We start from the raw sequence: 22,100 nt of genomic DNA on the forward strand, positions 1-22,100 counted from the left end.
TTACTCCAGAGTCAGTACTGGGGTGAGGGCCGTGCGAGAACACCGTGAGCCCTTCCTCACCCCGCTGGGAGTCCCCCATGGCCGACCGCTACCTGACCTTCACCGGCACCGCACCCGGCCGCTTCCTGACCCGCCGGCTGGGCCTGCCCCAGCCTGCGGAGCTGCGGCGCTGGTCGGCCGAGCGGCCCGGCCTGGACGGCGGCCTGCTCCACCTCACCGCGGGCAAGTCCGACCTCGACCTGCCGCCCGTCCTCGCCCGCGCGGGCCTCGGCGAGGACGAGACGGGACGGCCCGCCGCCGTCGTCGTGGACGCCTCCGGCATCCGGGACGTCGAAGGGCTCGCCGAGGTCCACGCGGCCCTGCACCCCGTCGTCCGGTCGGTCGCGGCGAGCGGCCGGATCGTCGTGCTCGGCGCCCCGCTCGACCCCGCCGACCACCACCAGGCCGCCGCCCAGCAGGCCCTGGAGGGCTTCACCCGCTCCCTCGGCAAGGAGATCGGCCGCGGCAGGACGGTGAACCTGGTGCGCCTCACCGACGCCCGGGCCGCCGAGTCCACCCTCGCCTTCCTGCTCTCCCCCAAGTCCGCCTACGTCAGCGGCCAGGTGATCGAGGTGGGCGGGCACGACCCGGTCGTCCCGGACGACCCGGACCGGCCCCTCGCCGGGCGCACCGCCCTGGTGACCGGGGCCGCGCGCGGCATCGGCGAGGCCGTCGCCGAGACGCTGGCCCGGGACGGCGCTCAGGTCGTCGTCCTCGACGTGCCGGGCGCCGAACAGGACGCGCGGCGCGTCGCGGACCGGCTCGGCGGGACCGCGCTGCCCCTCGACATCACCGCGCCCGACGCGGGCGCGCGGATCGCCGAGGCGCTGCCCGACGGGATCGACGTCCTCGTGCACAACGCGGGCATCACCCGGGACCGGCGGCTGGTCAACATGTCCGCCGAGCGCTGGATCCAGGTGCTGGAGGTGAACCTGGCGAGCGTGCTGCGCACGACCGACGCGCTGCTGTCCTCGGGGTCCCTGAAGCAGGGCGGACGGATCGTGGCGACGGCCTCCATCGCGGGCATCGCCGGGAACGCCGGGCAGACCAACTACGGCGCCAGCAAGGCCGGAGTGACCGGGCTGGTCCGCTGCCTCGCGCCGCGCGCGCTGGCCGAGCACGGTGTGACGGTGAACGCGGTCGCGCCCGGCTTCATCGAGACGAAGATGACCGCCGCCGTTCCGCTGTTCATCCGGGAGGCCGGGCGCCGGATGAACTCCCTGGCGCAGGGCGGGCTTCCGGCGGACGTGGCCGAGACCACCGCCTGGCTCGCCCACCCGGCCTCGGGCGCGGTCAACGGACAGGTCGTGCGGGTCTGCGGCCAGAGCCTGCTGGGGGCGTGAGGCCATGGCGTCCGCACCGCCCCCGGTCGAACTCACCCGCTCCCCCGCCCTCGCCCCGCTCCTCGCCCGCGGCGCCCTGCTGTCGCCGTTCAAACGGCCCCGCCCCGACGCCGGATTCCCCCGCACCCGGCTGGTGCTGCCCGCCCTGCGGATCGATTCCGCCCGGCTGGCGCGGTACGAGCGGGTGTGCGGCTTCCCGACCGGCGAGGAGGCGCTGCCGGTGACGTATCCGCACGTGCTGGGCTTCCCGGCGGCGATGCGGCTGATGAGCGCGCGCGCCTTCCCGCTGCCGCTGCTGGGGCTGGTGCACACGTCGGTCCGGATCACCCGGCACCGGCCGGTGGCGTCCACCGGCGCGTACGCACTGACGGTGTACGTCGACGGCCTGGCCCCGCACCGGCGCGGCACGGAGGCGGCCGTGGTCACCGAGCTGCGGGCCGGCGGGGAGCTGGTCTGGGAGTCACGCAGTACGTTTCTGGCCCGGCACCGCACCGCCGCGCAGCCGGCCGGGACCCGGGAGGACGACGGGCGCCCGGAGCTGCTGCCCGTGGTCGAGGAGTGGCAGCTGGCGGGTGACGTGGGGCGGCGCTACGGCGGCGCGTCCGGCGACCGCAACCCGATCCACCTGCACCCGCTGACCGCCCGCCTGTTCGGCTTCCCGCGCGCCATCGCGCACGGCATGTGGACCGTGGCCCGCTGCCTGGCCGCGCACGGCACCCCGGACGCCGTCGAGGTGCGGGCCGACTTCCGGGCGCCGGTGCTGCTGCCGGGGACGGTGGCGTACGCGGCGAAGGGCGGGCGCTTCCAGCTGCGCGGCGCCGGCGACCGGCTTCACCTGACCGGGGACGTCCGCCCCGCGTGAGCCACCGGGACGCCGGCGGTGTCCGTGGCGCCGTCGGTCGCGGCGGGCTCGCCCGCCTCGTCCGGCGGGGTCCAGTGGCGGCCGGCCATCAGGTCGCCCAGCCCCGCCCACGCGAAGTTCATCAGTGTGGTCGCCGACTGCCGGGCCGTGACGCCCGGGGTGGCGTTGGCCCAGTCGGCGAGCGACTCGGCGGCCCCGACCAGGGCCTCCGCGAGCCCGGCGACCTCGCGTTCGGGAAGGTCGGGGTCGCGGTGCGCCTCGCGGGCGGCGGCCAGGATGAGCTGGGTGACGAACGCCACCAGCTCCGCGCGCACCGCGGCGACCTCGGCGGCGAACACCTCACCGTGCGTACGGGCCTGGAGGTGCAGCACGGCCCAGCCGTCCGGGTTGCGCGCGGTGTGCGTGAAGAACGCCGTCAACCCGGACCAGAGCTGGCGGTCGGCGGGCAGTCCCGGGCGGGCGCCCGCGCGCACCGCCTCGGTGAGGGCCTTCGCCTCGCGCCGGATGCACGCGGTGAACAGGTCTTCCTTGGAGTTCAGGTACAGGTACACCAACGGCTTCGACACGCCCGCCAGTTCGGCGATCTCGTCCATCGACGCGGCCATGTACCCGCGTTGGCCGAAGGTCCGCACGGCGGCGTCCAGCATCTGCTGCTCACGGACCGCACGCGGCATCCGCTTCGTCTTCACGGCACCCATATGACGTAGCGTACGGGCCCCTTGCCGCGCGGTCGGACGGACGACGGCCCGGCGCCGTCCGTCCGCCGGCACGCCGCCGCCCGCGGCGGTCCGGGAGCGGGACCGGCGCGGGCGGCGGGCGGTGCGGGTTTCAGGCGGCCGCGGGGACCCGGTCGGGCTCCTCGACGGGCGAGGCGTGGACCGAGTCGTAGGCGTCACGGTCGAGCAGGTTCTCGCGGGCGGCGACGACGACCGGCACCAGGGCCTGGCCGGCGACGTTGGTCGCGGTGCGGATCATGTCCAGGATCGGGTCGATGGCGAGGAGCAGACCCACGCCCTCCATCGGCAGGCCGAGCGTGGACAGGGTGAGGGTGAGCATGACCGTCGCGCCGGTGAGTCCGGCGGTGGCGGCGGAGCCGACGACCGAGACGAACGCGATCAGCAGGTAGTCGCCGATGCCGAGCTGGATGTCGAAGATCTGCGCGACGAAGATCGCGGCGATGGCCGGGTAGATCGCGGCGCAGCCGTCCATCTTGGTGGTGGCGCCGAACGGGACGGCGAAGGAGGCGTACTCCTTGGGCACGCCGAGGCGTTCGGTGACCTTCTGGGTCAGCGGCATGGTGCCGACGGAGGAGCGGGAGACGAAGGCCAGCTGGATCGCGGGCCAGGCGCCCTTGAAGAACTGCACGGGGCTGACCTTGGCGACGGTCGCGAGCAGCGCCGGGTAGACGCCGAAGAGGACGATCGCGCAGCCGATGTAGATGTCGGCGGTGAAGGTGGCGTACTTGCCGATGAGGTCCCAGCCGTAAGTGGCGATGGCGTTGCCGATGAGACCGACCGTGCCGAGCGGGGCCAGGCGGATGACCCACCACAGGGCCTTCTGGAGGAGTTCGAGGACGGACTCGCTCAGGGTGAGGATCGGCTGCGCCTTCTCGCCGAGCTGGAGGGCGGCGATGCCGGCGACGGCGGCCATGAAGACGATCTGCAGCACGTTCAGCTCGGTGAACGGGGTGATCACGTCGGTCGGCACGATGCCGGTGAGGAAGTCGATCCAGGAGCCGGTGCGCTCGGGCGCGGCGCCGTCGGCGGGGGTGAGGCCGGTACCGGCGCCGGGGTTGGTGACCAGGCCGATGACGAGGCCGATGGCGACCGCGATCAGCGAGGTGATCATGAACCAGAGGAGGGTCCGCGAGGCCAGCCGGGCCGCGTTGTTGACCTTCCGCAGGTTGGTGATGGAGACCAGGATCGCGAAGAAGACGAGCGGGGCGACGGCGAGCTTCAGCAGGCCGATGAAGGTACCGCCGACCTTCTCCAGGGTGGTGACCAGCCAGGAGACGTCCTGGCTGCGGGCGAGCCAGCCGAGCAGGACGCCGAGGACGAGGCCGGCGAGTATCTGGGCCCAGAAGGGCGCGCGTATGGGCAGCCGAGAGGACTTCGTGTTCGTGGACACGGACATGCTCCGTTGGATCCTTGAAGGGGACGCGGGGGAAGGTGACGTGGACTCGGGTGGCGGAACGTCAGTGACGACAGTTCGCCGAGGTGACCCGGCAGAGGTCCACGTGCAGGCGCGCCACGAGCGGAACACTCCGGGGCGTGGGGAACACGGCTGCTGACTTCACCCGGAGACCGTAACACCTGAACTTTGAGAACCTCAAAGCCTTACTTTGACAGGCGAGGACGCAAAGGCGCCCATACAACGCAAAGCGCCCCGGTTCCAAGGAGGTTGGAGTCCGGGGCGCCCGACGTACGGTGCGCGGATGTGACGGAGGTTACGAGGTCTGGCCCTGCGCCTGCGCGCGGGCGGCGTCGTCGGCCACGTCCTCCTGGTTGCGGTTGGCCTCGAGGTTGGCCTTGACCCGGTCCACGCGCTGCACGATCCGCTCGGAGGCCCGGTCCCGCTCCTTGCGCAGCACGACCAGGCTGATCGGTGCCGAGATCAGCAGCGCGAGCAGCACGATCCACAGGCCGTTGGAGTCACCGAGGCCGCGCGGGGCGAGGCCGGAGTAGACGAGGCCCCAGACGACCACGAGGCAGCCCACGAAGATCCCGAGGCGCATCAGCGTGTAGCGGAGCATCTCATCCACTCTTCCTACGTACGGCCAGAACTTCCCACCAGAACATCCCAAAGGGACATCCTCCAGTGAAGCACGCCCCTGCCACCGGTCCCGCAGGGGGGTGCGGGCCTCAGGTCAGGGGCAGCAGCATGATGATGTCGTCGCGCTCGTCGCCCGGGGCGACGCGGATCGCGCCGGGGACGCGGCCGACCTCCTTGTAGCCGCAGGAGGCGTAGAAGTGCTCCAGGCCGAGGCCGCCGCGGCAGGTGAGCCGTATCGCCTCGATGCCCTCGAAGCCGCGGGCGGACCGCTCGGCGGCGGCCAGCAGGTCACGGCCGTAGCCCCGGCCCTGGTGACGGGGGTGGACCATCACCGTGTAGAGCCAGATCCAGTGGGTCATCAGGCGGTGGGTGTTGAAGGTGAGGAACGTCGTCGCGGCCACCCGGCCCTCCTCGTCGTGACCCACGAGCAGCCGGGAGCGCTTCTCCTCCATGGCGACCAGTTGCCGCGTCAGCTCGGGACGGATCTGCTCGCGCGTGACGGGCGGCACGAAGCCGACCGCTCCGCCGGCGGCGGTGACGTCGGCCCACAGGTCGAGGATCCCGTCGCGGAGCTCGGGGGTGACGGCGGGGTCGAGAGTGAAGGTAAGGGGCATGGGCCCATCGTAAGCATTACCCGAGGGCGCGTGCCGCCACGTTCAGATCGGCGACGAGGCCCCGGTACGCCGTCTCCCGGTCGTCCGCCCGCAGCACCGCCGACGGATGCACGGTGGGCACCAGCCGTTCGCGGCGTCCGTGGATCTCCTCCTCCAGCACCGTGCCGCGCACCCGGCCGACCCGGAACGAGGAGCCGAGCAGCGCCTTCCCCGCGGTCGCGCCCAGGACGACGATCAGTTCCGGCCGGACGAGGGCCAGCTCGGCCGCGAGCCACGGGCCGCAGGCGGCCGCCTCGCGGAGGGTGGGCGCCTTGTGGATGCGGCGCTTGCGCGGTTCGGCCTGCGTGAACTTGAAGTGCTTGACCGCGTTGGTGACATACGCGTCGCCGGGGTCGATGCCCGCCTCGGTCAGCGCCTTGTCGAGCAGCCTTCCGGCGGGCCCGACGAACGGCCGGCCCTGCCGGTCCTCCTGGTCGCCGGGCTGCTCCCCGACGAGCATGACGCGCGCGTCGGCGCTGCCCGCGCCGAACACGGTCTGTGTCGCGTCCCGGTGCAGCGGACAGCCCCGGCAGCCGGCGGCCGCCTCGCGCAGGGCGGACAGACCGCCGCGCTCCGGCACGAAGGGCTGGGCGGTGTAGCGGTCCTCGGGGGCGGTCGTCCGTGTGCTCACGGACGCCGAGTACCCCGCTTCCCGCCCGGCGAGCACCGGGCGTGGCCCTTTCGCGGAGGCGCCGGGCGGGGCCCGGCGCCCCGGTGCCTCACACCCGCATCGGCTGCGGCGACTCCCGGCGCGCCGGGTCGGGGCCGTCGTACTCGCGGATGATCTCGTAGCGGGTGTTCCGCTCCACCGGGCGGAAGCCGGCGTCGCGGATCAGGTCCAGCAGGTCCTCACGGGTCAGCTTGTTCGGCGTGCCGTAGTTGTCCGCGTCGTGCGTGATCTTGTACTCGACGACCGAGCCGTCCATGTCGTCCGCGCCGTGCTGGAGCGCGAGCTGCGCGGTCTGCACGCCGTGCATCACCCAGAACACCTTGACGTGCGGCACGTTGTCGAACAGCAGCCGCGACACGGCGAACGTCTTCAGCGCCTCCGCGCCGGTCGCCATCTGCGTGCGCGCCTGGAGCCGGTTGCGGACCTTGCCGTCCTTCATGTCCACGAAGTCGTGCTGGTAGCGCAGCGGGATGAAGACCTGGAAGCCGCCGGTCTCGTCCTGCAGCTCACGCAGCCGCAGCACGTGGTCCACGCGGTGGCGGGGCTCCTCGATGTGGCCGTACAGCATGGTGCACGGGGTCTTCAGGCCCTTCTCGTGCGCCAGGCGGTGGATGCGCGACCAGTCCTCCCAGTGGGTGCGGTGGTCGACGATGTGCTGCCGCACCTCCCAGTCGAAGATCTCCGCGCCGCCGCCGGTCAGCGACTCAAGACCGGCGTCGATCAGCTCGTCGAGGATCTCGCTCGCGCTCAGCCCGGAGATGGTCTCGAAGTGGTGGATCTCGGTGGCGGTGAACGCCTTCAGCGAGACGTCCGGCAGCGCGGCCTTCAACTCCCGCAGGGAGCGCGGGTAGTAACGCCACGGCAGGTTCGGGTGGAGCCCGTTGACGATGTGCAGCTCGGTCAGGTTCTCCGACTCCATCGCCTTGGCGAGCTTCACCGCCTCCTCGATGCGCATCGTGTACGCGTCCTTCTCCCCCGGCTTGCGCTGGAAGGAGCAGTAGGCGCAGGAGGCGGTGCACACGTTCGTCATGTTGAGGTGGCGGTTGACGTTGAAGTGCACCACGTCGCCGTTCAGCCGCGTGCGCACCTCGTGCGCCAGCCCGCCCAGCCAGGCCAGGTCGTCCGACTCGTACAGCGCGATGCCGTCCTCACGGGTCAGCCGCACACCCGCCCGGACCTTCTCCTCCAGCTCGCGCTTGAGCCCGACGTCCATGCCGTCCCTCTTTCCCTCGGCTCTTCGATCTCTTCAGGCAGACCCCGTCAACCGTACTCCCCCACCCTTCGGGCGGGGGGACCCCCACAAGGCGCTCCGCGCCTGGTCACTGCACCTCTTCGGGCAGCTCACCGACCCGGTTCTCCCACTTGGTGGAGAGCACGATGGTGGTACGGGTACGGGAGACGCCCTTGGTGCCGGACAGCCGGCGAATGATCTTCTCCAGGCCGTCCACGTCGGTGGCCCGCACCTTCAGCATGAACGAGTCGTCGCCGGCGATGAACCAGCAGTCCTCGATCTCCTTCAGGTCCCGCAGCCGCTGCGCCACGTCCTCGTGGTCGGCGGCGTCGGACAGCGAGATGCCGATCAGCGCGGTGACGCCGAGGCCGAGCGAGGCGGCGTCCACGGTGGCGCGGTAGCCGGTGATGACACCGGCCGCCTCCAGCCGGTTGATGCGGTCGGTGACGCTGGGGCCCGACAGGCCGACGAGGCGTCCCAGCTCCGCGTAGGAGGCCCGGCCGTTCTCCCTGAGGGCCTGGATGAGCTGCCTGTCCACCGCGTCCATCGAATCGAAGCCTTCCACTGAAGAGGTATGAAAGTTCCTGAAAAGCGTGGTGCTGTACGGCCGTGCCGGCGGGCTCAGTCGGTGCGGGACCCACCGCCGAGTTCGCCCTGCCAGCGGCGGTAGAGGCGGTGTTCGACGCCCGCCGCGTCGAGGACCCGCCCGGCGACGAAGTCCACCAGGTCCTGGATGTGCGTCGCGCCCGCGTAGAAGGCCGGGGAGGCGGGCACCACGTGCGCGCCCGCGTCGTCCAGGGTCACCAGGTGCCGCAGCGTCTGGCCGTTCAGCGGGGTCTCCCGCACGGCCACCACCAGCGTGCGTCCCTCCTTCAGGGTCACGCTCGCCGCCCGCTGCAGCAGGTCCTTGGACAGTCCGAGCGCCACCCCGGCCACACAGGCCGTGGAGGCCGGCACGATCAGCATGCCCTTGCTCGGGTACGACCCCGAGGACGGCCCGGCCGCGAGGTCACCGGCGGCCCAGTGCCGTACGCCGTCGAGGTCGACGGTGAAGGTGTCCGGCTTCCCGTCCGCGCCGCGGGACAGCCATTCCCGCAGGTCGTCCCGCCAGTGCGCGTCACGGAAGGAGATGCCGGTCTCATCCAGCAGGGTGAGCCGCGAGGCCCGGCTGACGACGAGGTCCACGCTCTCGCCCGCCGCGAGCAGCGCCCGCAGCACAGCGGCTGCGTAGGGCGTCCCGGATGCCCCGGACACCCCCACGATCCAAGGCTTGCGCGGCGTTTCTCCTGCGTTCACATCTTGAGCCTACCGGTGGACGGTCCGTGTCCGTGCCGAGGACCGGTCGGAGACCCGCGGGGGCGGCTACAGTGCGGTCACAGGGCGAAGAGGGGGGAAACGATGGCCAAGGTGAACGTCAGTCTCGACGCCGAACTCGTGGTGGAGGTGATGGTCCTGGCGGGCGCCGGCTCGCCGCAGGACGCGGTCGAGGCGGTCGTACGGGACTACATCGCCCGCGGCCACCGCACGGAGGCCCGCACGGAACTCCGGGACCAGGGCCTGCGCGAGGTCGACGCCAAGCCGCAGGAGCCGCAGGGCTGAGCCGCCGCACCGCCACCCGCCGCCGTCCGCCGTCCGCCGTCCGGCCGGACGCGGGCACGAGCAGGGCCCGCGGGCCGGCCGGAGTGCGTCACGGCGTCAGGCCGCGTACCAGCAGGTCGAGCAGCGCGCACACGAACAGGGCGATGCCGATGAAGCCGTTGACGCTGAAGAAGGCCCGGTTCAGGCGGCTCAGGTCGTGGGGGCGGACGATGGTGTGCTCGTAGACGAACGCGGCGGCGACGATCAGCAGGCCCAGCCAGAAGAAGACGCCGGCACCGGTGAGGACCGCGTACCAGACGAACAGGGCCGTCGTGACGGCGTGGCAGACCCGCGCGCCGACGATGGCGGCCGGGATGCCGAAGCGGGCCGGGACCGACCTCACGCCGATCTCCCGGTCGGTGTCGACGTCCTGGCAGGCGTAGATCAGGTCGAAGCCGCCGATCCAGATGCCGACCGCGAGACCCAGGACCGCCGCGTCCCAGGACCACGACCCGGTGACCGCCAGCCAGCCGCCGACCGGGCCCATGGCCTGCGCGAGACCGAGGATGGCCTGCGGGAAGTGGGTGAACCGCTTGCCGTACGGATACACCACCATCGGGATCACGGCGACCGGCGCGAGGGCCAGGCAGAGCGGGTTGAGCAGCGCCGCCGCGCCCAGGAAGACGACGAGGGCGATGAGCGCGCCGGTCCAGGCGTGCTTCACCGACACGGCGCCGGTGACCAGTTCGCGGTGCGCGGTGCGCGGATTGCGGGCGTCGATCTCGCGGTCGATGATCCGGTTGGCGGCCATGGCGAAGGTGCGCAGGCCGACCATGGCGAGGGTGACGAGCAGCAGCCGGCCCCAGTGGATGTTGCGGTCCCACTCGTACATCGCGGTGAGCGCGGCGATGTAGGCGAAGGGCAGCGCGAACACCGAGTGCTCGATCATGACCAGGCGGAGGAAGGCCTTCACCTTCCCGGTCGGCCGCGGTGCCGGGCCCGGACCCACGATCCCGTCGGCGGTGGTCATCATGCGAGGCTCCCGAGGAACGTGTCGAGGTCGGCCAGCAGCTCGGCCACGGGCAGCGGGCCCGTCTCCACGGTCAGCGGCGTCCCGGCGTCCGCGGGCGGGGTGAGGTGTGCGGTGAAGGCGTACCGGTCCGTCCCGGCCGGGCGGGCGTCCAGCCGCAGGACCGCGCCGCCGTCGACGGTGAACGGCCCGCTCGCCGCGGCGAGTTCGGCGCGCAGCCGCTCGGCGAAGTCGGCGGGTTCCGCGTCGCGCACACCGGGCAGCTCGAAGCCGTCGCCCTCTCCGCCGTACTCGTAGAGGACCGCCCAGGTGTCACCGGGGCCGGCGAGTTCCTCCGGGGCGACGCCCGCCTGCTCGGCGGCGCGCCGCACGCCCGGGTCGGCGGGGTCGAGTTCGGGGCGCACCAGGGCCACGTAGTCGGTGTCGCCGCCGATGAACAGGGCCGGTCCGGCCACGGCGGGGCTCACAGTCCGTACTCCTTCCAGCGGCGGTCGACGAGGGCGGCCGTCCGCGGGTCGGACTCGACCATGTCGGGCCAGCCGCCGTCGCGCGTGTACCCCTCCTCGGGCCACTTCCTCGTCGCGTCGATGCCCGCCTTGCCGCCCCAGAACTGCTGGTAGGAGGCGTGGTCGAGGTGGTCGACGGGGCCCTCGACGACGGTGAGGTCACGGGCGTAGTCGGTGTTGCCGAGCGCCCGCCAGGCGACCTCGTGCAGGTCGTGCACGTCGCAGTCGGAGTCGACGACCACGATCAGCTTGGTCAGCGACATCATGTGGGCGCCCCAGATGGCGTGCATGACCTTCTGCGCGTGCTTGGGGTACTTCTTGTCGATCGAGACGATCGCGCAGTTGTGGAAGCCGCCGGCCTCGGGCAGGTGGTAGTCCACGATGTCCGGGACGATGATCTTCAGCAGCGGCAGGAAGAAGCGTTCCGTGGCGCGGCCCAGCGGGCCGTCCTCGGTCGGCGGGCGGCCGACCACGATCGACTGGAGCAGCGGACGCTTCCGCATCGTCACGCAGTCGATCTTCAGGGCGGGGAAGGGCTCCTGCGGCGTGTAGAAGCCGGTGTGGTCGCCGAACGGGCCCTCGGGCAGCATCTCGCCCGGCTCAAGCCAGCCCTCCAGGACGACCTCCGCCTGCGCCGGCACCTGGAGCGGGACGGTCTTGCAGTCGACCATCTCGATCCGCTTGCCCTGCACGAACCCGGCGAACAGGTACTCGTCGATGTCACCGGGCAGCGGCGCGGTGGACGCGTACGTCACGGCCGGCGGGCAGCCGAAGGCGATGGCGACGGGCAGCCGCTCACCGCGGCGCGCGGCCACCTGGTAGTGGTTGCGGCTGTCCTTGTGGATCTGCCAGTGCATGCCGATGGTGCGCTTGTCGTGGCGCTGGAGGCGGTACAGGCCGAGGTTGCGGATGCCGGTCTCGGGGTCCTTGGTGTGGGTCAGGCCCAGGTTGAAGAAGGAGCCGCCGTCCTTGGGCCAGGTGAACAGCGCCGGGAGCTCGTCGAGGTCGACGTCCTCGCCGCGCAGCACGACCTCGTGCACGGGCGCGTCCTTGACCTTCTTCGGCGGTACGTGCGTCATCGCGCCGAGCTTGCCGAAGGCCTCGCGCACCCCGACGAAGCCGTGCGGCAGCTCCGGCTTGAGCAGTCCGCCGATCTTGTCGGAGATCTCCGCGTACGACTTCAGCCCCAGCGCCTTCAGCAGGCGGCGGTCGGTGCCGTACACGTTCATCGCCAGGGGCATGCGCGAGCCGCGCACGTTCTCGAAGAGCAGGGCGGGACCGCCGGCCTTCTGCACCCGGTCGACGATCTCACCGACCTCCAGATACGGGTCGACCTCGGCCTTGATGCGCTTGAGGTCGCCCTCGCGCTCCAGCGCCCTGAGCAGGGAGCGAAGATCGTCGTAAGCCATGCGGTCAAGTATCCCCGAGCGGTTACCCTGGCCCTGTACCGCCCACCGCTTTCGCTGGAGAGGCCCATGCTGCGGGTGCTGATGTTCCTCGTGCCGCTGGCCCTGAGCGTGTACGCCTTCATCGACTGCATCAGCACCGAGGAAGACGACATCCGGCACATGCCCAAGCCGCTGTGGGCGATCCTCGTGCTGGTGTTCCCGCTGGTCGGTTCGATCTCCTGGATCATCGCGGGCAAGAAGCGGCACCCGGCGGGCGCGGGCGGCGCGATCGGCTCCGCGTGGAGCCGCGGCGGCGGGCGGCGGCAGTGGGTGGCGCCGGACGACAACCCCGATTTCCTGAAGTCGCTCGACGAGGATCAGGGCAGGGACAAGGACGACAAGCCGGAGGACGGCGGGCGCGACGGGGCCTGACCCGCCGCGCCCCGCGCCTCAGGTTCGCGTCCGGCGTCTCTCCGGCCGGGGAAGCGTCGCGGGCGGCCCTGCGCGCCGCCCCGAGCCGCGGCAGTGGAGGTGCGGCGGGTCACTCCTCGCCGAAGATCTCCTCCGCGACCGGCGCGCTGACGGCACGCGCGAGCCAACGGCGCAGCACCTCCGGATCCTGACACTCCATGATCCGCCCCCGCACCCCCTCCGACACCTCAAGACCCCGCTGCTCCAGGACCAGCAGCACGTCCTCCGCACCACGCTGGGCACAACCCTGCTCACGGCCCTGCTCGCGGCCCTGCTCGCGGCCCTGCTCACGGCCCTCGTCGCGGATTTCCTCGGCGATGTACGACTTGTAGAAGGAAAGGTCCACAGCCACCAGATTCCTCCAGAGGTGCTTGGCCGGGCTCCTCGCCAGGCCCTGTGCGGTGAATTCGATGATGGGGTCCGCGATGGATTCCTGTGTGTCCCGCAACGCGGTGGACAGGGCCTTCAGTATTCCATTGATGACCGGCTCGGCGGCGTGGGTGATGGCCGCCAGGCTGGCCAGGACGAGATCGGCGCGGGCCTCCTCCGGGTCGGTGATGACCGGCATGTTGTGCGGGCCGGCGACCAGGGGGCGAAGGGTGAGCGTGGGCATCTGGGGTGGCCCGCTGCTCACTGGCTGCTGGGCCCATCTGGCGGTGGCGTGGTCCTGGCAGACGACCAGGAGGGCCGTGGGCAGCTTGTACTTCGTCCACAGGTGGGCGGCGTAGTACGCCCAGGCCGCCGGCTTGTCCGGATGCTTCCTGCCCTGTGCCTCGACGGCCAGCAGGAACGCGTCCCGCTCCGCGGTCTCCAGGCGCAGGAGCGTGTCGACACGTCGTTCGACGGGGATGGTTTCCGTCAGGTCGGTCGGCAGCGCGGTCGCTTTGACGGGAGGCGGCATGTCGACGCCGAGGTAGCGGGAGACACGGCTGAAGAGTCCTGGATCGTGTTGGAAGATGCGGTGCATCGCCTCATGGGGCGGGCTGACCATGCGATTCCTGCTTCGTGCATATGACGTGTGAATGTGCGACGAGCGTAAGGGAGGTACGGCAGTCGATATCCGGATTGCCGGTGATGTTCACCCGTGCGAGTGAGCGTGCACGATTCAGGTCATGCTGACCGACTTCGTCGGCCGAAGCCCACAGCTGTGGAACGCGACCGGCCGCCGTGTGCCGCACGACGAAGGCCGGTTCCCGTGACCTGGGTCACGGCAACCGGCCTCGGTGGTACGCGGTCTGTCAGAAGCCCACGGACTGGAGCGCGCCCAGGCCGACGTCGGCGTAGGAGTGCTTGCCGGAGACGAAGATGTTGACGCCGTAGTAGTTGAACAGCCAGCAGCCGAAGGCGAGCAGGGCCAGGTAGGCGGCCTTGCGGCCCTTCCAGCCGGCGGTGGCGCGGGCGTGCAGGTAACCGGCGTAGGCAACCCAGGTGATGAAGGACCAGACCTCCTTGGGGTCCCAGCCCCAGTAGCGGCCCCAGGCGTCGCCGGCCCAGATGGCGCCCGCGATGATCGTGAACGTCCACAGCGGGAAGACGGCCGCGTTGACGCGGTAGGCGAACTTGTCCAGCGAGGCGGAGGCGGGCAGCCGCTCCAGGACGGACGTGGCGAAGGTGCCGGGCCTGCCGCCGTTCGCGAGCTTGTTCTCGTAGGAGTCCTTGAAGAGGTACATGAGCACGCCGAACGCGCCGACGTAGAACACCGCGCCGCACAGGATCGCCGTGGAGACGTGGATGTACAGCCAGTACGAGTGGAGCGCGGGGACCAGCTGGTCGCTCTCGGTGTACAGGACGGTGACGGCGAGACCGAGGTCGAGCAGGACCGTGGTGGTCAGGAACAGTCCGAGCCAGCGCACGTTCTTCTTCAGCGCCAGCAGCAGGAGGTACACGCCGACCGCGGTCGTGGAGAAGGTGATGTTGAACTCGTACATGTTGCCCCACGGCGCCCGCTCCACGGACAGCGCGCGGGTGAGCACCCCGCCGAACGCCAGCGCGAACGCCAGCACGGTGAGGGAGATGGCGATCCGGCCGTAGAGGTCGCCCTGCTCGTCACCGCCGTGCGCGCCGGGCCCGTCCGGCACGTCCCGGGTCCCGCTCGCGGCCCGTACGACGACCTTGGGCCGCTCCAGTACGGCGGTGCCGCCGGCCTGGTTGACGGTGACGGCCGGCACCTTCCTCGGCTCGGCCGCCGGGGTGAGGGCGGACGCGGTGCGGGCGACCTTGCTGCGGCTGCCGAGGAGCCACTCCGCGATGTACGCGAAGAACGCCAGGGTGTAGACCGCCATCGCGGAGTAGATCAGCACATTGCTGATCTCCGCGAGGTTCTCGTTGGTCGCGGCGGCGAGAGTCACTGCTGCTCAGCCCCTTCGGCAGGAACGGCTTCCGGATCGGTGTCGGTGTCGGTGTCGGTGGGGCCGGACGTCGTGTCGTCGTCCGGTCGCGGGTCGGGGGCGCCCGGCGCCCGGTCGTAGATGAGTTCGGCGAGTTCGCCGAGTTCCTCGGGCACCTTGGCGGACTCGCTGCGGCCGAGCCCGGCCATCTCGACGACGGTGACGCCGTCGGGGCCCTCGACGGCGCGCACCCAGACGCGGCGGCGCTGGATGAACAGGGAGGCGGCGAGTCCGGCGATCGCGACGACCGCGCCGGCCAGCGCCCAGCCGCCGCCCGGCTCCTGGACGACCTGGAAGCCGGCCCACTCCTTGATGTCCTTCTCGAAGGTGACCGAGCCGGCGCCGTTCGGGAGGGTCATGGTCTCGCCGGGCATGAGCAGCTTCTTGAACAGCTCGCCCTTGGCGTCCTTGAACTCCTTCATCTTGCTCTTGTCCATCTGGTACACGCTCTGCGGAATGCCGGAGTCGGCCTTCAGGTCGCCGTGGTAGGCGGACAGGGCGAGCACCGGATAGTCCAGCGCCGGGAACTGGGAGAGCATCGTGCCGCTGGCCGAACCGCCGAAGGTGGGCACGAAGAAGGCGTTGAAGCCGAGCTGCTCCTTCTTGCCGTCGGGGTTGCGGTAGCCGTCGAGGACCTTGACGACGCCGGAGGAGGTGACGTTGGCGTCGAGCGGCAGCAGCGGCACCGCGTCCTGGTAGACGATCTTCCCCTTGCCGTCGCGGACGGTGACGACGGGCGCGTAGCCGTGGCTGACCAGGTAGACCTTGGCGTCGCCGATCTCCAGCGGCTTGTTCACCTCGATCAGTGCCGACTTCCGCGCGCCGTCGGCGCCCTCGGTGTAGGTGACCTCGGACTCGTAGGTGCGCGGGGTGCCCTTGTTGGGGCCGCTGCGCTCGTAGGTGCCGGTGAACTCCTTCACGTCGAAGCTGAACGGCACCAGGTCGTCGTTGGTGAAGAGGTTGCCGGACTTGAAGTCGTCGTACTGGGTGAGCGTGTTGGAGAAGCCGTCGCCCTCGACGATCAGCTTGTTGCCCTCGGACTTGAACAACTGGCCCCAGGCGAACGCGATCAGCATCACGATCAGCGCGATGTGGAAGAGCAGGTTGCCGACCTCGCGCAGATAGCCCTTCTCGGCGGCGACGGCGTCACCGACGACATGGGCGCGGAAGCGGCGCTTCTTCAGCAGGTCGAGGGCGGCGGCGCGGACCTGCTCGGGTTCGGCCTCGGTGCGCCAGGTGGTGTGCGCGGGCAGCCGGGTCAGCCGCCGGGGCGCGCCGGGCGGGCGGCCGCGTAGCTGGCCCACGAACTGCCAGGTGCGGGGCACGATGCAGCCGATGAGGGAGACGAACAGCAGGATGTAGATCGCCGAGAACCACACCGAGCTGTAGACGTTGAAGAGGCCGAGCTTGTCGTAGATCGGCGCGAGGATGTCGTGCTGGTCGCGGAAGTCGGCGACCTTGGTCTCGTCGATGCCGGTCTGCGGGATCAGCGAGCCGGGGATCGCGCCGAGCGACAGCAGCAGGAGCAGCAGCAGTGCGACCCGCATGGAGGTGAGCTGCCGCCAGAACCAGCGGGCCCAGCCGACGACGCCGAGGGCGGGCAGGTTCGGCGGCTCTTCCCTGGGGGCGGTGGACAGCTGGGCGCCGGCGGCGCCGAGGTCCTGGTCCTCACCGGTCGCCGGGGTCGTGTCGGTCGTGGTGTCGCTCATCGGGTCAGATCCCCACAGTGAAGCCGTTGGACCAGGTCTGCATCTGCGCCACGAGGCTGTCCCACGCGCCGGTCAGCAGCAGCACACCGGTCACGATCATCATGGTGCCGCCGATCCGCAGCACCCAGACGTAGTGCCGCTTGATCCAGCCGAAGGCGCCGAGCGCCTTGCGGAAGGCCACGGCGGCGAGCACGAAGGGCACGCCCAGCCCCAGACAGTACGCGACGGTCAGGATCGCGCCGCGTCCCGCGCTCTCCTGCTGTGCGGAGAGGGTCAGTACGGAGGCGAGCGTGGGGCCGATGCAGGGGGTCCAGCCGATGCCGAACAGGGCGCCGAGGACGGGGGCGCCGACCAGTCCGGTCGCCGGGCGCTTGTGGAAGCGGAACTCGCGCTGGGTGAGCCAGGGCATCAGGCCCATGAAGAAGACACCCATGAGGATCATCAGGACGCCGAGCACCTTGGACAGCACACCGGACTGCTCCTGCAGCGTCTGTCCGAAGTAGCCGAAGAAGGCGCCGCCGGAGACGAACACGGCGGTGAAGCCGAGCACGAACAGCGAGGCGCCGGCGACCATCCGGCCGCGCCGGGCCTCGGCCAGGTCGGTGCCGGAGACGCCGGTGACGTAGGAGAGGTAGCCGGGGACCAGGGGCAGCACGCAGGGCGAGAAGAAGGAGACGAGCCCGCCGAGGAGCGCGACGGGCAGGGCGACCAGCAGGGCGCCGTTGAGCACCGTGCCGTTGTAGCCCGTCTCGGCGGCGAGCGTGTGCAGGGCCGTCACGTCACTTCTCCGCGACGACCGGGTCGAGCATCTTCAGCAGGCGTTCCTCGCTGAGCGGGGAGAGCGTGCGCGCGGCGATCTTCCCGTCGCGGTCCAGGATCAGGGTGGAGGGGATGGCCTGCGGGTTGAGGGTGCCCTTCTCGAAGCGGAGCATCAGTCGGCCCGTGGGGTCGTACAGGCTCGGGTAGGTGATGCCGAAGTCCTTCTCGAAGGCGAGGGCGGCGCCGGTGCTGGTGTCCCGGGTGTTGATGCCGATGAACTGCACGCCCTTGTCGGCGTACTCCTCGGACACCTTGGCGAAGTACTTGGCCTCCGCGCGGCACGGGTTGCACCAGGAGCCCCAGACGTTGAGGACGACGACCTTGCCCCGGTAGTCGGCGACGTCCAGCTGCTCGCCCTCGAGGGTTTCGCCGGACAGGTCGGGGGCGGCGTCGCGCTCGCCCTTGGCGACCGTGGCGATGCCGTCGCTGCCCGTGACGAAGTTGGTGTCGCCGCCTCCGCCGGACGTTCCGCCCGAGCCGCACGCCGAGACGAGCAGTGCGGCCGCGACGGCACCGGCGGCCAGGGTGGCGCGGCGGCGTACGCGGAGGGCGCGGGTGGTGCGGTTCGAGCGCTGGGGGGCGCGGCTGGCGGCACTCATGTGAAAAGTTTCGCATGCCCGTTCTGGGGATCTTGCGCACCCCCCGTGCGGGCGGAAACCCGCATATCAGGCGGCGTTCGGCGCTTCCGTCCCGGCCGTGGCGCCCCCGGCGCCCCCGTCGTTCAGGAAGTCCTTCCAGCCACCGGCCGGTTCCTGGCCGACGTCCAGGGTGCGCAGCCGGTCGAGCACCTCGGGCCGTTGCGCGTCCAGCCAGTCGGTGAACTGCCGGAAGGAGACGAGCCTCACGTCACCGCCCTTCTCCTTCTCCCGCGCGATGTGCCGGAGCGCCTCCTCGACGGCGTCCATGTAGATGCCGCCGTTCCACTGCTCGAAGTGGTTGCCGACGAAGAACGGCGCCCGGTTCGTCTCGTACGCCCGCCGGAATCCGGATATGTACGCCTGGGCCGCCTGCCGCCGCCAGGCCGGGTGGTTGTGGGCCGGGGCGTTGGTCGAGTTGAGCGACTGGTTGGCGAGCATGTTGTAGTCCATCGACAGGACCTCGAAGGAGCGTCCGGGGAACGGTATCTGCTGGAGCGGAAGGTCCCATATGCCCTGCTTCTTGACCGGCCAGACCTGACGCCCGCCCGGCGAGGAGGCGTCGTAGCGCCAGCCCAGCTCGCGGGCGGCGGGCAGCAGGCCGTCCTGGCCGAGCAGGCACGGCGTGCGTCCGCCGACCAGCTCCTTGTCGTAGTCGAAGGGCAGGGACTCCACGTCGGTCCAGCCGGAGTTGGTCCGCCACTGCTTCACGAACGACTTGGCCTGATCTATCTCGCTGCGCCACTGCTGCGGCGTCCAGTTGCCGACGCTGCCGGTTCCGGCGCAGAAGTGGCCGTTGAAGTGGGTGCCGATCTCGTGCCCGTCGAGCCAGGCGCGGCGCAGGTTCCGCAGCGTGTCCTTGATGTGGTCGTCGGTGAGGTAGCCGATGTCGGAGGCGCCGCGCGGGTTGTTCGGCGGGTCGTAGAGGCGCTTCTTCGACTCGGGCAGCAGATACAGGCCCGAGAGGAAGAACGTCATGTGCGCGCCGTGCTCCCGGGCGAGGTCCAGGAAGCGTGGGAAGAGCCCGTTGCCCACCTCGCCGGCGCCGTCCCAGGAGAAGACCACGAACTGCGGCGGCGCCTGCCCCGGCTCCAGCGGCACCGGAGGGCCGGGCTGGTGGGGCTGCTTGCCGGTGAAGGAGGTGGAGCCGTCGCCGATCGGGCGGGCCGTCTTCGTCGGGGCGGGCTCCGGCGCCCCGGGCCGGCCGTCGCCGTCCGCGCCGGAACCGCCGGCGTGCGCGGCGCCGTCCGGACCAGTGTGGCCGCCGCAGCCGGCCAGTGACACGGCGGCCGCGGCACCCGCGCCGAGCCCGAGCATTCCTCTGCGAGTGAGAGCGCGCATGACAAGTCCGATCGTCACGTCCTCTGGTGGTCACTCACTCAGAGGACGCGACGGAGGCGCGGGTTCCCGCCAATTGCGGAGGTTTCGCGAGGAAGCGTTTGCGGGGCACGGCGCGGGGCCCGGGGATCATGTCCCCGGGCGCGGCGACCGGGCTCACGCCTCGGCGCGGCGACCGGGCTCACGCTCGGCGTGGCGCCCGGAATCACGCCTCGGCATGGCGACCGCGATCACGCTCGGCGTGGCGACCGGGATCACGTCCCGGCGCGGCGACCGGGATCACGCCTCGGCATGGCGACCGCGATCACCCTCGGCGTGGCGACCGCCATCACGCTCCGGTGTGGCGGCCGGCACCCCGCCCGGCGTGGCGACCGGGATCACGCTCGGCGTGGCGCCCGGAATCACGCCGGGGCATGGCGACCGCGATCACCCTCGGCGCGGCGACCGCGATCACGCTCCGAACGCCTTCCCCTTCCCTTTCACCGGCTTGGCGCCGGCCAGCAGGTGCGCGGGGACGAGGTCGCGGGCCGGCTCGCTGTAGCCGACGGAGACGATCCGGTCGCCCTGGTAGGTGAAGGTGGTCAGCGACGCCAGCGTGCACTGCCGCTTGCGCGGGTCGTGCCACAGCCGCCGCTTCTCGACGTAGGAGCGCACGATCCAGATCGGCAGCTGGTGGCTGACTAGCACCGCCTCGTGTCCGCGGGCCGCGTCCTTGGCCGCGTTCAGCGCGCCCATCATGCGGATGACCTGGTCGACGTACGGCTCGCCCCAGGACGGCTTGAACGGGTTGACGACGTGCCGCCAGTTGCCCGGGCGGCGCAGCGCGCCGTCGCCGATGCCGAACGTCTTGCCCTGGAAGACGTTCGCGGCCTCGATCAGCCGGTCGTCGGTGGCGATGTCCAGGCCGTGCGCCTTGGCGATCGGCTCGGCCGTCTCCTGGGCCCGCTCCAGCGGCGAGGCGCCGACGTGCACGATGTCGCGCGGGGCGAGGTGCTCGGCGACCCGGTCGGCCATGCGCCGGCCCAGCTCGGAGAGGTGGTAGCCGGCCAGCCGCCCGTACAGGATGCCGTCGGGGTTCTCCACCTCGCCGTGCCGCATCAGGTGGACGACGGTGACGTCGTCCTTCTTCACGGTGCTCACGCCGTCGCCTCCGCCGCCGCCCGGGCCGCCGCCGGAAGGGCGTCGGCGATCCGTTGAAGGGCCCGCTCGTCGTGCGCGGTGGACACGAACCACGACTCGAAGGACGACGGCGGCAGGTAGACGCCGTTCGCCAGCAGGGAGTGGAAGAAGGCGGTGAAGCGGAACGACTCCTGCGCCTTGGCGTCCTCGTAGTTGCGCACCGGCCGGTCGGTGAAGAACACGGAGAACATGTTGGAGGCGTTCTGCAGCGTGTGCGCCACGCCCTCCTTGGTCAGCGCCTCGGTGACGAGGGACTGGATCCGCGCCGAGACGGCGTTCACCTGCTCGTACGCGGCGTCGTCGAGCAGCCGCAGCTGGGCGAGACCGGCGGCGGTGGCGACCGGGTTCCCGGAGAGGGTGCCGGCCTGGTAGACGGGCCCGGCCGGGGCGAGGTGCGCCATGACGTCGGCCCGCCCGCCGAAGGCCGCGGCCGGGAAGCCGCCGCCCATCACCTTGCCGAAGGTCATCAGGTCGGGCCGCACCCCGTCGACGCCGTACCAGCCGGCGCGGCTGGTACGGAAGCCGGTCATGACCTCGTCGGAGATGTACAGCGCGCCGTTCGCGGCGCACGCGTCCTTCAGCCCCTGGTTGAACCCGGGCTGCGGCGGGACGACGCCCATGTTGCCCGGCGACGCCTCGGTGATCACGCAGGCGATCTCACCCGGGTGCGCGGCGAACGCGGCGTGCACGGCCTCCAGGTCGTTGTACGGCAGCACGATGGTGTCGCCGGCCTGCGCGCCGGTGACACCCGGGGTGTCGGGCAGCGCGAACGTGGCGACACCGGAGCCGGCGGAGGCGAGCAGCGAGTCGACGTGGCCGTGGTAGCAGCCGGCGAACTTGATCACCTTGGTGCGCTGTGTGAACCCGCGGGCGAGCCGGATCGCTGACATGGTGGCCTCGGTCCCGCTGGACACCAGCCGCACCTGCTCCAGCGGCTCGATCCGGGCGACCATCTCCTCCGCGAGCGCGACCTCGCCCTCACCGGGCGTACCGAACGACGTACCGCGCGCGACGGCCTCCTGGACGGCGGCGATTACCTCGGGGTGGGCGTGCCCGAGGATCATCGGCCCCCAGGAACAGACCAGGTCGACGTACTCCCGTCCGTCGGCGTCGGTCAGATACGGACCGCTGCCGGACACCATGAACCGGGGCGTACCGCCGACGGCGCGGAAGGCGCGCACCGGCGAGTTCACGCCTCCGGGAGTGACGGCCGCGGCACGGTCGAACAGCGCCTGCGAGGCGGGGGCTTCGTATGAATATGGCAGTTCGCTCATGACCTGCGACTTCTCCGACCTTCTCCGACGTCCCGGCCGGTGCCGGGCTACGGGTGCGAGTGACGTGTTCAGGGTAGGCCAGGGGCGGCCTCGGGCATCGGGCCCCCGATCCGCCGTGATCTGCGAAACTGGCGTCGAGACACACAGCTCACACGGCCGGGCCGGCCGGAGGCTGCGAAGATCCCGCGGGCAGATGTTTCACCGCACGTTTCGGCG

General features: G+C 71.3%; 24 protein-coding genes. 4 read left to right on the forward strand and 20 right to left on the reverse strand.

Annotated features, from left to right (window positions below; genetic code table 11):
- Positions 1 to 77: 77 nt before the first annotated feature.
- Together FGW31_RS14465 and FGW31_RS14470 are read left to right on the forward strand one after the other, a co-directional pair.
- On the forward strand, positions 78 to 1,382 hold the full coding sequence (locus tag FGW31_RS14465) for a 3-oxoacyl-ACP reductase (RefSeq protein WP_142193819.1): 1,305 nt from the start codon (positions 78 to 80) through the stop codon (positions 1,380 to 1,382).
- Between the two features lie 4 nt (positions 1,383 to 1,386).
- On the forward strand, positions 1,387 to 2,244 hold the full coding sequence (locus tag FGW31_RS14470) for a MaoC family dehydratase (RefSeq protein ID WP_142193820.1): 858 nt from the start codon (positions 1,387 to 1,389) through the stop codon (positions 2,242 to 2,244).
- Here the strand turns inward: FGW31_RS14470 and FGW31_RS14475 are convergent.
- From FGW31_RS14475 to FGW31_RS14510, 9 genes are all read right to left on the reverse strand, one after another.
- Positions 2,214 to 2,942, reverse strand: coding sequence for a TetR/AcrR family transcriptional regulator (locus FGW31_RS14475; protein WP_233288637.1), 729 nt, complete (start codon positions 2,940 to 2,942; stop codon positions 2,214 to 2,216). The two genes, FGW31_RS14470 and FGW31_RS14475, sit on opposite strands and share 31 nt — an antisense overlap.
- 130 nt (positions 2,943 to 3,072) lie before the next feature.
- Positions 3,073 to 4,377, reverse strand: a complete 1,305-nt coding sequence (locus tag FGW31_RS14480; RefSeq protein WP_142193821.1) for a dicarboxylate/amino acid:cation symporter — start codon at positions 4,375 to 4,377, stop codon at positions 3,073 to 3,075.
- A 61-nt stretch (positions 4,378 to 4,438) separates the two neighbouring features.
- Positions 4,439 to 4,540, reverse strand: a complete 102-nt coding sequence (locus FGW31_RS36080) for a putative leader peptide (RefSeq protein WP_325053529.1) — start codon at positions 4,538 to 4,540, stop codon at positions 4,439 to 4,441.
- A 150-nt stretch (positions 4,541 to 4,690) separates the two neighbouring features.
- On the reverse strand, positions 4,691 to 4,996 hold the full coding sequence (locus FGW31_RS14485; protein WP_142193929.1) for a DUF4229 domain-containing protein: 306 nt from the start codon (positions 4,994 to 4,996) through the stop codon (positions 4,691 to 4,693).
- Positions 4,997 to 5,105: 109 nt separating this feature from the next.
- Complete coding sequence (locus FGW31_RS14490) at positions 5,106 to 5,630, reverse strand: GNAT family N-acetyltransferase (RefSeq protein ID WP_142193822.1); 525 nt, start codon at positions 5,628 to 5,630, stop codon at positions 5,106 to 5,108.
- Between the two features lie 16 nt (positions 5,631 to 5,646).
- Entirely contained in the window at positions 5,647 to 6,300 is a 654-nt protein-coding gene (locus tag FGW31_RS14495) for a UdgX family uracil-DNA binding protein (RefSeq protein ID WP_142193823.1), read from the reverse strand.
- A gap of 88 nt (positions 6,301 to 6,388) precedes the next feature.
- The gene (mqnE, locus tag FGW31_RS14500) at positions 6,389 to 7,552 is read right to left on the reverse strand and encodes an aminofutalosine synthase MqnE (protein ID WP_142193824.1); all 1,164 of its coding nucleotides are present in this window, start codon (positions 7,550 to 7,552) and stop codon (positions 6,389 to 6,391) included.
- 106 nt (positions 7,553 to 7,658) lie between these two features.
- Positions 7,659 to 8,117 (reverse strand): Lrp/AsnC family transcriptional regulator, encoded by a 459-nt coding sequence (locus FGW31_RS14505; protein ID WP_142193930.1) that lies wholly within the window; start codon positions 8,115 to 8,117, stop codon positions 7,659 to 7,661.
- Positions 8,118 to 8,191: 74 nt separating this feature from the next.
- On the reverse strand, positions 8,192 to 8,866 hold the full coding sequence (locus tag FGW31_RS14510; RefSeq protein WP_182675278.1) for a UbiX family flavin prenyltransferase: 675 nt from the start codon (positions 8,864 to 8,866) through the stop codon (positions 8,192 to 8,194).
- Positions 8,867 to 8,968: 102 nt separating this feature from the next.
- Here FGW31_RS14510 and FGW31_RS14515 point away from each other — a divergent pair, with 102 nt between their 5' ends.
- Entirely contained in the window at positions 8,969 to 9,169 is a 201-nt protein-coding gene (locus FGW31_RS14515) for a DUF2191 domain-containing protein (protein WP_142193825.1), read from the forward strand.
- A gap of 88 nt (positions 9,170 to 9,257) precedes the next feature.
- On the opposite strand, the gene mqnP is transcribed toward FGW31_RS14515, so the two are convergent.
- From mqnP to FGW31_RS14530, 3 genes are read right to left on the reverse strand one after another with little or no spacing between them, the layout of a single operon-like run.
- Positions 9,258 to 10,181 carry a menaquinone biosynthesis prenyltransferase MqnP gene (mqnP, locus tag FGW31_RS14520; protein ID WP_182675276.1) on the reverse strand — a complete coding sequence of 308 codons (924 nt, stop codon included), beginning with the start codon at positions 10,179 to 10,181 and terminating at the stop codon, positions 9,258 to 9,260.
- Complete coding sequence (locus tag FGW31_RS14525; RefSeq protein WP_142193826.1) at positions 10,178 to 10,645, reverse strand: hypothetical protein; 468 nt, start codon at positions 10,643 to 10,645, stop codon at positions 10,178 to 10,180. Before FGW31_RS14525 ends, mqnP begins: the two co-directional genes overlap by 4 nt.
- On the reverse strand, positions 10,642 to 12,093 hold the full coding sequence (locus FGW31_RS14530) for a menaquinone biosynthesis decarboxylase (RefSeq protein WP_142193827.1): 1,452 nt from the start codon (positions 12,091 to 12,093) through the stop codon (positions 10,642 to 10,644). Before FGW31_RS14530 ends, FGW31_RS14525 begins: the two co-directional genes overlap by 4 nt.
- A 66-nt stretch (positions 12,094 to 12,159) precedes the next feature.
- Here FGW31_RS14530 and FGW31_RS14535 point away from each other — a divergent pair, with 66 nt between their 5' ends.
- Positions 12,160 to 12,504, forward strand: coding sequence for a PLD nuclease N-terminal domain-containing protein (locus FGW31_RS14535; protein WP_142193828.1), 345 nt, complete (start codon positions 12,160 to 12,162; stop codon positions 12,502 to 12,504).
- A gap of 109 nt (positions 12,505 to 12,613) precedes the next feature.
- Here FGW31_RS14535 and FGW31_RS14540 read toward each other — a convergent pair whose 3' ends face one another.
- The 8 genes from FGW31_RS14540 to hemL form a co-directional block, all read right to left on the reverse strand.
- A complete protein-coding gene (locus tag FGW31_RS14540) occupies positions 12,614 to 13,534 on the reverse strand; it encodes an RpnC/YadD family protein (RefSeq protein ID WP_142193829.1) in 921 nt (306 codons plus the stop codon).
- 247 nt (positions 13,535 to 13,781) lie between these two features.
- A complete protein-coding gene (gene ccsB, locus FGW31_RS14545; protein WP_142193830.1) occupies positions 13,782 to 14,891 on the reverse strand; it encodes a c-type cytochrome biogenesis protein CcsB in 1,110 nt (369 codons plus the stop codon).
- Positions 14,888 to 16,639, reverse strand: coding sequence for a cytochrome c biogenesis protein ResB (resB, locus tag FGW31_RS14550; protein WP_142193831.1), 1,752 nt, complete (start codon positions 16,637 to 16,639; stop codon positions 14,888 to 14,890). The genes ccsB and resB overlap by 4 nt, the downstream gene beginning before the upstream one ends.
- A 4-nt stretch (positions 16,640 to 16,643) precedes the next feature.
- Positions 16,644 to 17,417, reverse strand: a complete 774-nt coding sequence (locus FGW31_RS14555; RefSeq protein WP_142193832.1) for a cytochrome c biogenesis CcdA family protein — start codon at positions 17,415 to 17,417, stop codon at positions 16,644 to 16,646.
- 1 nt (position 17,418) lies between these two features.
- Positions 17,419 to 18,057, reverse strand: a complete 639-nt coding sequence (locus FGW31_RS14560) for a TlpA family protein disulfide reductase (RefSeq protein WP_142193833.1) — start codon at positions 18,055 to 18,057, stop codon at positions 17,419 to 17,421.
- 66 nt (positions 18,058 to 18,123) lie between these two features.
- Entirely contained in the window at positions 18,124 to 19,410 is a 1,287-nt protein-coding gene (locus FGW31_RS14565) for a polysaccharide deacetylase family protein (RefSeq protein WP_142193933.1), read from the reverse strand.
- 471 nt (positions 19,411 to 19,881) lie between these two features.
- Positions 19,882 to 20,529, reverse strand: coding sequence for a histidine phosphatase family protein (locus FGW31_RS14570; RefSeq protein WP_142193934.1), 648 nt, complete (start codon positions 20,527 to 20,529; stop codon positions 19,882 to 19,884).
- 38 nt (positions 20,530 to 20,567) lie between these two features.
- On the reverse strand, positions 20,568 to 21,884 hold the full coding sequence (hemL, locus tag FGW31_RS14575; RefSeq protein ID WP_142193834.1) for a glutamate-1-semialdehyde 2,1-aminomutase: 1,317 nt from the start codon (positions 21,882 to 21,884) through the stop codon (positions 20,568 to 20,570).
- Positions 21,885 to 22,100 lie beyond the last annotated feature (216 nt).

The organism is Streptomyces calvus (assembly GCF_006782915.1).
Taxonomy (GTDB): domain Bacteria; phylum Actinomycetota; class Actinomycetes; order Streptomycetales; family Streptomycetaceae; genus Streptomyces; species Streptomyces calvus.